This is a genomic window from Demequina sp. NBRC 110057 (genome assembly GCF_002090175.1).
In the GTDB taxonomy this organism is placed as follows: domain Bacteria; phylum Actinomycetota; class Actinomycetes; order Actinomycetales; family Demequinaceae; genus Demequina.
Map to the genome: position 1 here is coordinate 455,109 of NZ_BBRN01000003.1, position 13,867 is coordinate 468,975.

Below are 13,867 nucleotides of genomic sequence, written 5' to 3' on the forward strand. Positions count from 1 at the left end.
CTCCCCTCGCGGGGAGCCGGGCCCTTGACAGTGGTGCGGAGGTTTAGAACAGCGCGGCCGACAGCGAGCGACGCGCCTCGCCCACGCGCGGGTCCGTGGGTCCCACCACGTCGAAGAGCTCGACGAGGCGCAGGCGCACCTTCTCGCGGTCGTCACCGGCGCTAGCGCGCACGGCGTCGATGAGGCGCGCGAACGCGTCCTCGACCTGTCCGCCCATCACGTCGAGGTCGGCGACGGCCATCTGTGCCTCGAGGTCGCCAGGGGCATCGGCCGCGGCCTTGCGCACCGCGGCGAGGTCGGCCTCCCTGGTGCGACTCATGAGCGCCACCTGCGCGCGCCCGGCCTTTGCGTCGTGATCCTTGGGGTTCTCGCGCAGCGCCTGGTCGTACGCGGCGATGGCGGCGTCGTAGTCCTCGCGCTCGATGGCGTCGTAGGCCTCCTGGTGCAGGGGCGGCAGCGGTTCGGGCTCGGGCTCCGCGGCGGGCGCGGAGGCGTCCACGCGCCCCGTCACGCCGTGCTGGCCCGCCACCTCGAGCACCTGGTCGAGGATCTCCTTGATCTGGGCCTGCTCCGCGCTGCCCTGGAACAGCGGGGCGGGGCGTCCGGCGATCAGCGCCACCGCCGTCGGCACCGCGTTGATCTGCAATGCCTGGGCGATGCCGCCCTGGGTATCGATATCGCAGCGGCCCACCACAAAGCGGCCGTCGTAGCCCGCCGCCACCGTGCGCACGGTCTCCACCAGCTCGCGCGACGCGGGCGATGCCGAGGACAGGAACACGATGACGACCGGTACCTGCGTCGACTGCTGGGCGAGCTCGTTGAGGTTCGCCTCGGTGACGTCCACGACGGCGGGAAGTGCCGCCGATCCTGGGGCCGCGGCGGGGGCGGCCACCGGGGCCGCCTGGGCGAACTGGGACAGGTCGGGCGCACCGCGCAGCGGCACGTCGGGGTTCTGAGTCATCGTTTCCTTTACTCTCCGGAGACCTTGATCAGGTTGTGATCGGCGGCCACGACGGCGGGCTTCGCGTCCGAGTCGGGGCCGGGGATGGACATCACGATCATGTCGAGATAGTGGTGAGTGACCTTGTCGTCGAGCTCACCGTCGAGCAGCGGCTCGTCGGCCTTGGGGATGGACACCGTGGCGTCCTCGACGGTGAACGACGAGGTGATCGCGATCGGCGCGAACACGAGCGCACCCCCGTCGGCGGTGCCCATGACGTAGGTCGAGTCTGTGCGTGATTCGACCGTGTCCATGTACTCGCCATCCTGCTCCTCGGCCGCGTCCGTCAACGTGTCGCGGGCGGTGAACAGCTGGTCGCGGTAGGAGTCCTCCACGAACGCGTCGTTCAGCTCTGCCCCGGGTCCCTCACGCAGCAGCGACAGGTAGTCGCCGAGCACCGCGTGCGCCGTGGGGTCGAGCGAGTCATCGTCGAGGCTCAGCTGCTCGGAACCGGTGGTGGTGCCGGGCATGGCCGGCACCGTCGCACCCGGGATCATGTGAGCCCAGCCGCGCATTTGGTAGTCGGCGTCGATCGAGTCCTGGACCCACAGGTAGATCACCGGAGTCTCGTCCTCCGACGCCTGAGCGGACACCGTCGCAAGGGTGCGAGGCCATGTGTCGGCCGCCGACGCGTAGACCGCCTGCTGATCGGCGGGAAGGGCGACCGGCGTCTCGTCACCGGTGGCCTTGGTGTATTGCGCCTTGCGGATCGTGACGGCGTCGCCGCCCACACGATCCGTGAGGAGGCCGGCGTCCTGATTCTCGTCGGCGGCCGCGAGCTCCTTCATGGTCGCGTCGACGATTCGCGTCGATTGCGCCTCCAGGAGAGCGGCGGATTCCGTCATCGGCGGGGCCGAGGTGACGGGGGCGGGGACCTCGGCGACGCAGCCGGTGAGGACAAGGGCCGATGCCACGGCCACCCCGGAGGCGGCGATCAGGCGGTTCATGAGCGTCCCTCCTCGTGGGTGTCGGTATCGGGATCCGGCGTGGTCGCCGACCCGGGCTCCGTCGGGCTCGACGGGGTCGCGGGCGTGGAACCCGTTGCAGGCGTTGCACCCGTGTCGGGGGTCGGGGCCGATGCGGGCTCGTCGGGCTCGTCCAGCGACGCCTCGGGCAGGTGCTCGCCCGCAGCGCGGCGTGCGCGGCGCGTGCCGAGCTCGGCGTCGACGTCGCCCGTGCGCTGGCGCTTAGCCGTCCACTCCTCGTACTTGGCCTGGGCGGGCCGCAGGTCGATGAAGCGCAAAATCAGCGCGATGAGGCCGATCACGGTGAGGACGGCGCCCCACCAGATGAGCGGCGTGATCCAGCCGTCGTTGACCTCGCGCTCGAAGCCCACGTCGGTGCTCGCGAGCGCGGAGCCGTCGCGCGACATGACGACGAGGGTCTCGCCCTCGGCGACGTCCGACGCCGTGATCTCGAGGCGGTCGGTGCCGTCCCATTGGTCGCGCCAGTGGTCCTCGGAGGTGTCGGCGAGGAGATCCACCTCTGGCTCGGGGCTTGCGGAGGCGTCAGGGCTTGCGCTCGCCGACGGCTCGTCGCTGCTGGCCGCGGATGCCTCGGCGCTCGGCGATGCCGAGGGGCTGGGGCTTGCGCTGGTCGCGGCATCGACTCCGTAGGGTGCGGTGGCGAGCACCTCCCACTCGGGTAGGCCGGTCACCTGGATGGCCTCGTGCTCGGCCAGCCAGGCATCGGCGTCGGCGGGGCGCGCGGTCACGGCGACCAGGTCACCCTTGCCCTCGACACCGATGGTGCTGTCCTCGGCAAAGGCAATCATCTCGGGCTCATAGACCACCACGGCGGTGGTGAGCTCTGCCACGGCGCTGACCTCGGTCGGCGGCCGCTGTGCGTCGGCGATCAGGCCGGCCGCCAACAGCAGCACTCCGATCACGCCGGCGATCAGCGCGGTCGTCCTCACAGTCACGTCGGACCTCCTTCATTCCCGTCCACTCTAGGAGACACACCGCCCAACGTCCCAGTTCGCGGCTTTGTGCCACCTGTGAGCGGCCATTACCCTGGAGCGGATTGCGCACGCCATCAAGGCGCTGCGCCCGAGGAGTTGAGTGATGCCAGAGGACAACCTGCCCTTCCCCGTCGCCATGCGCGGATACGACCGAGAAGCCGTGGCCGCACACGTGGCGCGCCTCGAGGACTCGCTGAAGGAGGCGCAGGACGCCGCGGAGCAGGCAAGGAAGGACGCCGATTCCACCCGGTCGTCGCTCGACGAGGCGCAGCGCACGCTGCGCGAGTCCGAGCAGCCCACCTACAAGGGCCTCGGCGCCCGCGTCGAGCAGCTCCTGCGCTCGGCCGAGGAGCAGTCGTCCGACGTCGTCGCGCGCGCGAACACGCACGCGCAGGACACCGTCGCGCGCGCCCAGGTCGCGGCGCAGCAGCTACGCGCCCGCGCGGACAACGAGGTTGCTGAGATCCTCGCGCAGAGCCGCCGCGAGGCCGAGGAGATCCGCACCGCCAGCGAGCACGAGGCCACGGGCGTCAAGGAGGCAGCGCAGCGCGCCGCCGCCGAGACCGTCGAGAAGGCCAGGCGCGACGCCGAGCGAGTCAAGGCCGGCATCGACGCCGAGGTCGCCGAACTCAAGGCGGGCGCGGATCGCGAGGCGCACGCGCTGCGCGCGACCGCGGAGCGCGAGGCCACCGAGATCCGCGTCACCGCCCAGCGCGAGGCCCAGGAGCTGCAGGAGAACGCCCGCGCCGAGGCCGAGCGCCTGAGCGCCGAGGCCGTCGCGGAGGCCGAGCGCGTCGCCGCGGAGGCCGAGCAGGCCCTGGCCGAGGCGCGCGCCGAGGCTAAGCGTCTTGAGGGCGAAGCGCGCGACACCCGCAGCGCCGCCGATGCCGAGGCATCGGACATCCGCGCCACCGCGGAGGCCGACGCCGCCAACCTGCGCAACGAGGCTCACTCGTTCCTCACCCAGGCGAATCGCGAGGCAGACTCGACCCGCGCTGCGGCCGAGACGGATGCGCGCGACCTGCGTGCCGCCGTCGCAGCCGAGGTGGCATCGCTGCGTGCCGATACCGACGAGTACGACGAGGCGATGCGCGCCGACGCGGAGTCCTACGCAACGGGCACCAGGGACGAGGCCGACGGCTACGACCGCGACACCCGCCAGGAGGCCGACGAGTACGCGCGCACCGCGCGCGCCGAGGCCGACACCTACGGTGATGACACTCGTGCCAAGGCGGACGAGGACGCCGCGCAGACCCGCGCCGCCGCCCAGACCCACCACGACGAGGTCGCGGCGGCCGCCGCCGCTCACCGTGCCCAGGTGGAGGCCGCGGCCTCCGAATACGACCGCGAGACGCGCGAGGGAGCGGACGACTACGCCCAGCAGACCCGCGCCGAAGCGGACGACGACGCCGCCGACGCTCGCGAGGCCGCTGACGCCTACGGCGCCGAGGTCAGGGCCGATGCGGCTGCGCACCTCGAGCGCGTGCGCTCCGACGCCGACGAGTACAGCAACGTCACTCGCGCCGAGGCGGTGGACTACCTCGCGACCCTCACGGACGAGGCCGACGAGTACTCCCGTTCCACCCGCTCCGAGGCGGACGGCTACTCCTCCGCGACCCGTACCGACGCCGACGACTACTCGCGAGCCACGCGTGCGGACGCCGACGGTTACGACGCCACCGCGCGCAGCGAGGCCGACGCCTACTCGCGTCTGACCAGGGCCGACGCGGACCGCTACTCGGACGCGACCCGCTCGGGCGCCGACACGTACGACGCCGAGACCCGCACCGACGCCGACCAGTACCGTGACGCCACGCGCGCCGAGGCCGACACCTACGCTGCCGACACGCGCGGCGCGGCCGACGAGTACGACGCCGCCACCCGCTCCGACGCCGACCAGTACAGCGAGGCGACCCGCACGGAGGCTGACCAGTACGGCGAGGCGACCCGGGCATCGGCCGACGACTATGACGGCGTCACGCGCGCCGAGGCCGACACCTACGCTGCCGACACGCGCGGCGCGGCCGACGAGTACGACGCCGCCACCCGCTCGGGCTCCGATGCCTACGCCGACGCAACAAGGGCCGCCGCGGAGACCGCGAGCCGCCAGCTGCGCAAGGACGCCGACCTGTACGACCAGGCGACCCGCAAGGCCGCCGACGACTACGACGCCGAGACCAGGACTGCCGCCGACGACGACGCCGCAGCGGTGCGCCGCGAGGCGGACGACTACGACGCCGAGACCCGCAGCGCCACGCGCACCTACGACGAGGTGACGCGCCGCGAGGCGGACGCCTACGCGCAGTCCACCCGCGAGGGCGCCGACCGCGACGCTGCGAAGGCCCTGCAGGACGCCGCGGACGAGGCCGAGGAGCGCCTCACCGCCGCGCAGCAGGAGGCGAAGCACATGATGGGCATCGCGCAGCGCGACGCCGATCAGGCTCGCGCGGAGGGCACCGCGGACGCCGACGCCGCTCGCGAGGAGGCGCGGCGTGCCCGCGAGGACCTGCAGATCGAGATCGCGCAGCGCCGCGAGAACGCCGAGAAGGAGCTGACGGCCCGCCACGAGGAGGCCAAGGCCGAGACGGCCGCCATGGTCGAGGACGCCAGGGTCCGCGCCGACGAGGCCGAGGAGCGCCTCTCCGGCGCCCTGGAGCGTGCCGAGGTCACCCGCCGCGACGCGGAGGTGCACGCGCAGACGCTGCTCACCAACGCGCGCAACAACGCCGACGAGATCGTCTCGGATGCGCGCGAGCACGCCGAGGCGATCATCTCGGAGGCGGTGAGCGACGCCGAGCGCGAGCGCACGATGGCCGCGCGCGAGGTCGACGAGCTCAACCGCCAGCGCGAGTCCATCACCGGCTACCTCGACGAGCTGCGCAACCTCCTGGGCGCGGACCCGGTCGCGGGCCTGGCCAAGGCGAGCGCGCTGCGTGCCGAGGTGGAGGCTGCCGAGGCGACCGCCGGATCCCAGGACTGACGAGGACACGCGTGGACGGCAACCGCGACGACGACACCGCACGGCGCCTGGCCCAGGCCGACGCGCTCGAGCGGCGTCGCCTCGCGGAGGTCGCCCACGCGGCCGACCTGGTGCGCCAGTTCCGTGACGACGCGGTGGCCGCCGGTCTTGCGACAGCGCGGCTCACGGCGCGCACCTACGACGGGCGCTCCCGCTACAAGACCGATGTGAGCGGCTGGTACCTGCGCCACGACCGGTCGGTGGCGGTGGGCACGGACGGCCAGTTCTACGTGCTGTCGGTGCCGGCAAGCCTGCGAGGGCGGCTCGCCGGGGTCTCCGTACCGCCCGCCGAGCCCCCGATCGAGCTGGGCAAGGGCGGGCGCGACGGCGAGTCGATGCCCATGCGTCAGGCGCTCGAGCAGCGCCTCGCGGCCGGAGACGACTGGTCCTGAGCGGGCACTACCTCAGCAGCGGCGCGAGCGCGGCCGCCACCGCGGCGGGGTCCTCGAACGCCGCCAGGTGACCCACGCCGGGGATGACGGTGGTCGCGACGCCGAGAGCATCGGCCATGGCGTCGACATCCTCGCGGGGCGTGACAGCGTCGCTCTCCCCCGCGATCACCACGGCGGGGCCGTCGATGGCGCGCAGCACCTCGAGCCGGTCGGGGCGGGCAGCCATCGCGCGCTGGCCCCAGGCGATGCCGTCGCCGCGATGCCGGCCGATGTTGCGGGCCACCCACTCGACGAGCTCCTCGCGGCGCGGCCCCTCGGTGCCGATGAGGCCCTCGGCCATCGCCGCGGGGTCCTCGACGGCGTCGCGGTGCTCCACGGCATCGGCCGTCGCGAGGCGCTTGGCGGCGGCCTCCTCCGTGTCCGCGACCGCCTTGGTGGCGATGAGACCGAGCCCGGCCACCGCGTCGGGGTGGCGCTCCGCGACAGCCATCGCGACGTAGCCGCCCATGGAGCAGCCGATCCAGTGCGCGGCGTCCTCGCCGGTCGCCTCACGCATGGCGAGCACGGCGGCGTCGGCGATGAGCTCGAGGCCGGGCTCCTCGTCGGGCAGGGGCATCTCGCCGATGCCGGGCATGTCGAACGTGATGACGTCGCCGCGCACGTCGGAGCCGAGCACCGACAGGAGCCCCTCCCACTGCGCGCGATCGACGGGGAAGGCGTTGAGGAGGACGATGGGCGTTCCGGTCATGCGAGCACCTCGTTCGGGACGGCGGTGGGCAACGGTCCGACGCCGGGGGCGACACGGTCGACGATGGCGTCGAGCACCAGTCTGACGTACTTCTCCCCCACCCACAGGTGTTTGGCGCCCTCGACGGGCACGAGATCGAGCTGCGTGAGGGGCGCGAATCGCTCGCGCGCCTCGTCGGGCTGCAGGAAGTCGTCGAGCTCGGGCACGAGCGCCGTGACGGGACGGCCAGTGGCGGCCCAGCGCTCGAGGTCGGCGTCCTTGGCGCGATGGAGCGGCGGCGACAGCAGGATGGCGCCCTCGACGTCCTGGTCGGCTCCGTGCATGAGCGTGAGCTCGGTGCCGAACGACCAGCCCACGAACCAGCGGCGAGGAAGCCCCCGCTCGACTGCGAACGCGACCGCGGCCCTGACATCGGCCGCCTCCGTGACCCCCTCGCCGAACTCCCCTTCGGACGTGCCGCGCGGCGACGAGGTGCCGCGCGTGTTGAAGCGCAGCACGGCGATGTCCGCCAGGTACGGCAGGCGCCAGGCGGCCTTGCGGTAGACGTGCGAGTCCATGAAGCCGCCGTGAGTGGGCAGCGGGTGAAGCGTGATGAGGGTTGCGACGGGCGGGCGGCCGTCCGGCGGCATGGCCAGCTCGCCCACCAGGGTGAGGCCGTCCTCCGTGGTCAGCGTGATGTCCTCGCGCTGGGCGGGCAGCACTGTCATGGCACGGATCTCCTCCATGCCGGGGGTGTCGCTTGCGGCGTCAGCCACGGGTCCTCCCGAAGGTGTTCCAGCAGTGGGTGTGCCAGTGGCGGCGCTGCGCGGCGGCGGCCTCGGGACCGAACAGCCCGTCGGCGGGCCAGGCGACCAGGTGGACGGTCTGGCCGTCGATCTCCTGCGAGCAGCCGGGGCACGTGTAGGTCTTCTCACTGGGGCGCGGGGTGGCGACGAGGTACTCCTCGCCCCCCGGCCCGCTCTCGCGGCGGCCGCCCATGCTGCCCGAGAGCCGCTCGACGTCCAGCTCCTCGTGCGGCTGCCCGTACGGGCGCTTGCGCGAGCGACGAGAGGACGGCATGGCGCCAGTCTACGGGCGGCCCACTCGCGCGGCTCTCGCGCCCCACGCTTCGCCCCTCACGGGGCGCGAAACCCCGCCACGGCATCGGCCACACGGACGGCCGATGCGGTGGCGGGGTACGTCGCCCGGCTCACCGGGCGTGAGGCGTCAGAAGTGACGCGGCGGCGTGTCGGCGTAGGCGTCGACGTCCGCGGACGCCGGCACCGCGCGGCCGCGCAGCACCTCGCGGTAGAAGTACGCCGAGTCCTTCCAGCGGCGCTCGAGGGTGTCGTAGTCGACCCGCACGATGCCGAAGCGCTTGGCGTAGCCCTGCGCCCACTCGAAGTTGTCCATGAGCGACCACGCCATGTAGCCGCGCACGTCGGCGCCCTCGGCGACGGCGTCGAGGACGGCGACAAGGTGGTCACGCAGGTACTCGACGCGGTCGGTGTCGCGCACGCGACCGTCGGCGTCCACCACGTCGTCCCAGGCAGAGCCGTTCTCGGTGACGTACAGTGGCTTGCCGGTCTCGCGGTGGATCTTCAGCAGGTGCGCGGTGAGCGCCGAGGGGTCGACGTTCCAGCCCATCGCGGTGTGCTTGCCCGTGAGCGGCATGAACTCGATCTCCTCGTCACCGGGCCACGGCGAGTTGGCGCCGGCCTTGTGGCCGTCGGCGAGGGTCGCGAGCTCGGACTGGGCGGCAGCCTTATGCGCGTTGTGACGCACCAGGTGCGAGGCGTAGTAGTTGACGCCGAACCAGTCGACACGGCCCTTCATCTCCGCGAGGTCGCCCTCGTGGACGAACGACCAGTCGGTGAGGTGCGCAGTGTTGGGCTTGAGGTTCGCCGGGTACGTTCCCTCGATGAAAGGCTCGTGGAAGAACCGGTTGGCGAGCGCATCGATGTGCTCGGAGGCCCACAGGTCCTTGGGGTTCGACGGGTCCCAGGGACGCGGCGTGTGGCAGTTGTTGACGAGGCCGATCTTGATGTCGGCATTCACGGCCTTCATCGCGTCGTAGGCACGCGCGTGGGCGAGGTTCAGGTGGTGGGCGGCGATGAGCGCCTCGACGTCGTCGGCGTGGCCCGGGGCGTGCGCGCCGGCGCCGTAGCCCACGAACGAGCTCACCCACGGCTCGTTGAACGTGGTCCACATCTCGACGTCGGCGCCGAACTCCTCGACCATGCGCACGGCGTACGGCACGAAGGCGTCGACGGTGTCACGGCTGAGCCAGCCGCCCTTGTCCTCGAGCTCCTGGGGAAGGTCCCAGTGATAGAGCGTGATGAGGGGCGTGATCCCCTTGGACTTCAGGCGGTCGACGATGCCGCGGTAGAAGGCGATGCCCTCCGGGTTGAACTCGCCGGTGCCGCCCGGCTGCACGCGCGGCCACGCGATGGAGAAGCGGTAGGCCTCCAGGCCGAGCTCGGACATCATGTCGATGTCCTCCTCCCAGCGATGGAAGTGGTCGCACGCCACGTCGCCGTTGTCGCCGGCGACGACCTTGTCCGGCGTGGCGCAGAAGGTGTCCCAGATCGAGACGCCGCGGCCGCCCTCGTGGGCACCGCCCTCGATCTGATAGGAGGCGGTGGCGGCTCCCAGCAGGAAGCCGTCGGGGAACGTCGCAGGCGTCGTTGTCATGCGCGCCAGTATACGCGAAACGTTTCGTGATTTTCTACCAGTCGGTAGGGCCGATGCGCGTGCCGGCCCTCGTTCACATCCAGCCGGGGTCGGCGGCGAGGGCCTGGATGTCGTCGGCGAGGCGGCACAGGTGGAAGCCGTCGGCCGCGGCGTGGCTCACCTGGATCGCGAGCGGCGCGACGAGGCGACCCTCGCGCTCCTCGCATCGGCCGATCGTGAAGATGGGAAGCAGGTGATCCCTGCCCCCCTCGACGTCGAGCACCATCCCCGTGAAGCGGCGCCACGGCAGGCTCGAGACGTCGAAAAGGTTGGCCGGGCGCTCGGCCTGGGGGAACAGCGCCGTGGGGGCGGAGTGCTCCTCCATCAGCTCCGAGGCTTGCGCGTGGAACGTGGCGAAGTCGGGGCTGTACGGGCACCACAGGTTGGAGAAGGTCTCGCGCTCGGCGTTGAACACCGTGAAGGACGGATGCACCGTGGACCACACGGCGGGCTCACCCTCCCCGCCGAGCGCCATCCTGAACTCCGAGCGGCCGTTCACGGCGTGCGCGATGGCCCAGATCTGGGCAAGGTAAGCCTTCCGACGCGCGGCCCTGCGCCGCGCCTGCGCCTCCGTGACGTCGATCTCAAACGTCAGAGCGACCGTGCACGGCACCGCGTCGCGGAAGTGATCGTAGGTCTCCGACCGGGCCCACGTGGAGCGGTCGATGGGCACCAGGCTGTCCATCCCCTCATCATGGCCGACCTCTGGCAGACTTCCGGCCAGGAGGTCACCCATGGCGCTGCTTACCTGCCGATACTTCTCCGCGACCCTCGGGCTGTCGACGACGGCGACGGTCCTCCTCCCGGAGGCCGCGACCGAAGCCGGGGTGTCCGCCGCTCCCCCGGTCCCCGACAGCGACGCGACGGGACTGCCGGTGCTCTACCTGCTGCACGGGCTGTCGCAGGACGACGCGTCATGGACCCGCTACACGTCGCTCGAGCGCTACGTGGCGCATCGGCGCATCGCCGTGGTCATGCCCGCCGTGCATCGGTCGTACTACGCCAACCAGGACGACGGCTACCGCTATCGCGACCACCTGGTCGACGAGCTTCCCCGCGTCATGGCGGGGTTCTTCCCCCTGTCCCGCAATCGCGAAGACACCTTCATCGCGGGGCTCTCGATGGGCGGCTACGGCGCCATGAAGGCCGCCCTCACGCGTCCCGACCGCTACGCGGCCGCCGCGAGCCTGTCCGGGGGCCTCGACGTGACGGCTAAGCCCAACCTTGCTCCCGAGGAGTGGCGCCGCACGTTTGGCTCCCCCGAGACGGCGCGCGCGGCGGGCGAGGACGTCGTGGCCCTCGCGCGGGCGGCGGACCCTTCCGAGGCGCCGCGGCTGTGGGCGTGGTGCGGCACCGAGGACTTCCTGCTCGAGGAGAGCCGCACGTTCGCACGGGCGTGCGACGAGGCCGGCCTAGGGCTCGAGTACTCCGAGTCCCCCGGCTCGCACAACTGGCCGGCGTGGGACGAGCAGATCCCCCGGGTCCTCGACTGGATCGACGAGGTCCGCGGCGCCTGATCCCCTCAGGTGACTCGCACGCGACGGCGGGGCGACCGGCACTCGCGCCCGGCGCGCGTCAGAACAGGCGCGTGGTGGGGTCGTCGGCCCCGCGCATAGCGTCGTAGTCGAGAATCACGCAGCGGATCCCGCGATCCTGCGCCAGCACGCGTGCCTGCGGCTTGATCTCCTGGGCGGCGAACACGCCCTCGACGGGAGACAGCAGCGGGTCGCGGTTCATGAGCTCGAGGTAGCGCGTGAGCTGCTCGACGCCGTCGATCTCGCCGCGGCGCTTGATCTCCACCGCCACGGAGCCGCCCGTGGGCGACTTGGCGAGGATGTCCACGGGGCCGATGGCCGTCATGTACTCGCGACGCACCAGCGTGTGGCCCTCGCCCAGCAGCGCGATCTGCTCGGCGAGCAGCTCCTGCAGGTGTGCCTCGACGCCGTCCTTGATGAGCCCGGGATCGGTGCCGAGGTCGTGGGACGTGTCCGCCAGGACCTCGTGCACCTCGATCTCAAGGCGGTCGTCCGTCTTGTCATGCTGGACGGTCCACACCTGGGTGACGCCGGCCTCGGCCTGCGCCTCGGTGGGCTCCACCTCGCGCGTCGTGCACGGGGGGCTCATCCAGTTGAGCGGCTTGTACGACCCGCCGTCCGAGTGCAGCAGCACCGACCCGTCGGCCTTGAGCATGATCGCCCTGGTCGCTAAAGGAAGATGCGCGCTGAGCCGCCCGGAGTACCGGGCGGCGCAGCGCGCGATAACCACGCGCACGGACTAGTCCTCGTCGGTAACGACGGGGTCCGCGACGATGGTGATGGTGTTGTGGTCGAAGGACACGAAGCCACCCGTGACGGGGAACTCGTGCTTGACGTTCTCGGCGGTCACGCGGATCGTGCCGGCCTTGAGGATCGACAGGACCGGCTCGTGGTTCGCGAGCAGCCCGATCTCACCCTCGACGGACGGCGCGATGACGCGGCTCGCCGAGCCGGACCACATGACGTGGTCCGGCGCGACGATGTCGACGGTCAGGGCATCGGCCATGATCAGCCGATCTCCTTCTGGATGCGGTTCCAGGCCTTGTCGAGGTCCTCGAGACCACCGATGTTGAAGAACGCCTGCTCCGAGATGTGGTCGTACTTACCGTTCACGATGCCGCCGAAGGCCTCGATGGTCTCGGTCAGCGGAACGGTCGAACCGGCCACACCGGTGAACTGCGTCGCCATGTAGGTGTTCTGCGACAGGAACTGCTGGATCTTACGCGCACGGGCGACGATGATCTTGTCCTCCTCGGACAGCTCGTCGACACCGAGGATCGCGATGATGTCCTGCAGCTCCTTGTTGCGCTGGAGGATCGCCTTGACGTCCGACGCGACCGAGTAGTGGTCGGCGCCCACGTAACGCGGGTCCAGGATGCGCGAGGACGACGTCAGCGGGTCGATGGCCGGGTACAGACCGCGCGACGCGATCTCACGCGACAGCTCGGTCGTGGCGTCGAGGTGCGCGAACGTGGTCGCGGGGGCCGGGTCGGTGTAGTCATCCGCGGGAACGTAGATCGCCTGCAGCGACGTGATCGAGTGGCCACGCGTCGAGGTGATGCGCTCCTGCAGCTGACCCATCTCGTCAGCCAGGTTGGGCTGGTAGCCCACGGCCGAGGGCATGCGACCCAGCAGGGTCGAGACCTCGGAACCGGCCTGGGTGAAGCGGAAGATGTTGTCGATGAACAGCAGCACGTCCTGCGACTGCACGTCGCGGAAGTACTCGGCCATCGTCAGGGCCGACAGGGCGACGCGCAGACGCGTGCCCGGCGGCTCGTCCATCTGGCCGAAGACGAGGGCGGTCTGGTTGATGACGCCCGACTCGGTCATCTCGTCGATGAGGTCGTTGCCCTCACGGGTGCGCTCACCGACACCGGCGAACACCGACACACCGTCGTGGTTGTTGGCCACGCGGTAGATCATCTCCTGGATGAGGACGGTCTTACCGACACCAGCACCACCGAACAGACCGATCTTTCCACCCTGCACGTACGGCGTGAGGAGGTCGATCGACTTGATGCCGGTCTCGAACATCTGAGTCTTGGACTCGAGCTGGTCGAAGGCCGGGGGCTTGCGGTGGATGGGCCAGCGCTCGGTGACCTCGACCGTCTCGCCCTCCTTCGCGTTGAGGACCTCACCGGTCACGTTGAACACGTGGCCCTTGGTGACGTCACCCACGGGGACGGAGATGGGGGCACCGGTGTCGGTCACCTCGGCGCCGCGGACGAGGCCGTCCGTGGGCTTCAGCGCGATGGCGCGGATCATGTTGTCGCCGAGGTGCTGAGCAACCTCGAGGGTCATGTGCAGGACGCCCTCGTCCTCACCCTGGGCCGACAGGTCGATGTCGACGGTGAGGGCGTTGTAGACGTCGGGGATCGCGTCCGCGGGGAACTCGATGTCGACGACAGGACCGATGACGCGCGCGACGCGACCGATGACGGGCGTGTTCGCGGCCTCCTGCGACGCCGGGGCGTCGGTCTTAGCGGTGGGGGTCATGGATG

Annotated in this window: 14 protein-coding genes; 3 read left to right on the forward strand and 11 right to left on the reverse strand. The window is 71.2% G+C overall.

All coding sequences use genetic code 11. The annotated features are described in order from the left end of the window. Positions 1–43 precede the first annotated feature (43 nt). The 3 genes from B7K26_RS02070 to B7K26_RS02080 are packed head-to-tail and all read right to left on the reverse strand — an operon-like array spanning position 44 to position 2,921. Entirely contained in the window at positions 44–961 is a 918-nt protein-coding gene (locus tag B7K26_RS02070) for a tetratricopeptide repeat protein (protein ID WP_084077019.1), read from the reverse strand. Positions 962–969: 8 nt separating this feature from the next. Continuing rightward, positions 970–1,947 (reverse strand): hypothetical protein, encoded by a 978-nt coding sequence (locus B7K26_RS02075; protein WP_084077020.1) that lies wholly within the window; start codon positions 1,945–1,947, stop codon positions 970–972. Further along, entirely contained in the window at positions 1,944–2,921 is a 978-nt protein-coding gene (locus tag B7K26_RS02080) for a hypothetical protein (protein ID WP_084077021.1), read from the reverse strand. Before B7K26_RS02080 ends, B7K26_RS02075 begins: the two co-directional genes overlap by 4 nt. 142 nt (positions 2,922–3,063) lie before the next feature. Here B7K26_RS02080 and B7K26_RS02085 point away from each other — a divergent pair, with 142 nt between their 5' ends. Then, positions 3,064–5,940: a hypothetical protein gene (locus B7K26_RS02085; RefSeq protein ID WP_084077022.1), complete on the forward strand. Its 2,877-nt coding sequence runs from the start codon at positions 3,064–3,066 to the stop codon at positions 5,938–5,940. 11 nt (positions 5,941–5,951) lie between these two features. Further along, positions 5,952–6,371 carry a hypothetical protein gene (locus tag B7K26_RS02090; RefSeq protein WP_084077023.1) on the forward strand — a complete coding sequence of 140 codons (420 nt, stop codon included), beginning with the start codon at positions 5,952–5,954 and terminating at the stop codon, positions 6,369–6,371. A 7-nt stretch (positions 6,372–6,378) separates the two neighbouring features. Here the strand turns inward: B7K26_RS02090 and B7K26_RS02095 are convergent, their stop codons facing one another. The 5 genes from B7K26_RS02095 to B7K26_RS02115 form a co-directional block, all read right to left on the reverse strand. Then, positions 6,379–7,119 (reverse strand): alpha/beta fold hydrolase, encoded by a 741-nt coding sequence (locus B7K26_RS02095; protein WP_084077024.1) that lies wholly within the window; start codon positions 7,117–7,119, stop codon positions 6,379–6,381. Next, positions 7,116–7,844 carry an alpha/beta hydrolase gene (locus B7K26_RS02100; RefSeq protein ID WP_084077527.1) on the reverse strand — a complete coding sequence of 243 codons (729 nt, stop codon included), beginning with the start codon at positions 7,842–7,844 and terminating at the stop codon, positions 7,116–7,118. Before B7K26_RS02100 ends, B7K26_RS02095 begins: the two co-directional genes overlap by 4 nt. Positions 7,845–7,866: 22 nt before the next feature. Next, on the reverse strand, positions 7,867–8,178 hold the full coding sequence (locus tag B7K26_RS02105) for a hypothetical protein (protein ID WP_084077025.1): 312 nt from the start codon (positions 8,176–8,178) through the stop codon (positions 7,867–7,869). Between the two features lie 147 nt (positions 8,179–8,325). Beyond that, on the reverse strand, positions 8,326–9,792 hold the full coding sequence (locus B7K26_RS02110) for a glycoside hydrolase family 1 protein (RefSeq protein WP_084077026.1): 1,467 nt from the start codon (positions 9,790–9,792) through the stop codon (positions 8,326–8,328). Between the two features lie 73 nt (positions 9,793–9,865). Next, a complete protein-coding gene (locus B7K26_RS02115) occupies positions 9,866–10,516 on the reverse strand; it encodes a CatA-like O-acetyltransferase (RefSeq protein WP_084077027.1) in 651 nt (216 codons plus the stop codon). 49 nt (positions 10,517–10,565) lie between these two features. Between B7K26_RS02115 and B7K26_RS02120 the strand changes: the two genes are divergently transcribed. Then, a complete protein-coding gene (locus B7K26_RS02120; protein WP_084077028.1) occupies positions 10,566–11,348 on the forward strand; it encodes an alpha/beta hydrolase family protein in 783 nt (260 codons plus the stop codon). Positions 11,349–11,406: 58 nt separating this feature from the next. On the opposite strand, the gene nucS is transcribed toward B7K26_RS02120, so the two are convergent. The 3 genes from nucS to atpD are packed head-to-tail and all read right to left on the reverse strand — an operon-like array spanning position 11,407 to position 13,862. After that, positions 11,407–12,102 (reverse strand): endonuclease NucS, encoded by a 696-nt coding sequence (gene nucS / locus B7K26_RS02125; protein WP_084077029.1) that lies wholly within the window; start codon positions 12,100–12,102, stop codon positions 11,407–11,409. Positions 12,103–12,105: 3 nt separating this feature from the next. After that, positions 12,106–12,372, reverse strand: a complete 267-nt coding sequence (locus B7K26_RS02130) for a F0F1 ATP synthase subunit epsilon (RefSeq protein WP_084077030.1) — start codon at positions 12,370–12,372, stop codon at positions 12,106–12,108. Positions 12,373–12,374: 2 nt separating this feature from the next. After that, the gene (gene atpD, locus B7K26_RS02135) at positions 12,375–13,862 is read right to left on the reverse strand and encodes a F0F1 ATP synthase subunit beta (RefSeq protein WP_084077031.1); all 1,488 of its coding nucleotides are present in this window, start codon (positions 13,860–13,862) and stop codon (positions 12,375–12,377) included. Between the last annotated feature and the right edge of the window lie 5 nt (positions 13,863–13,867).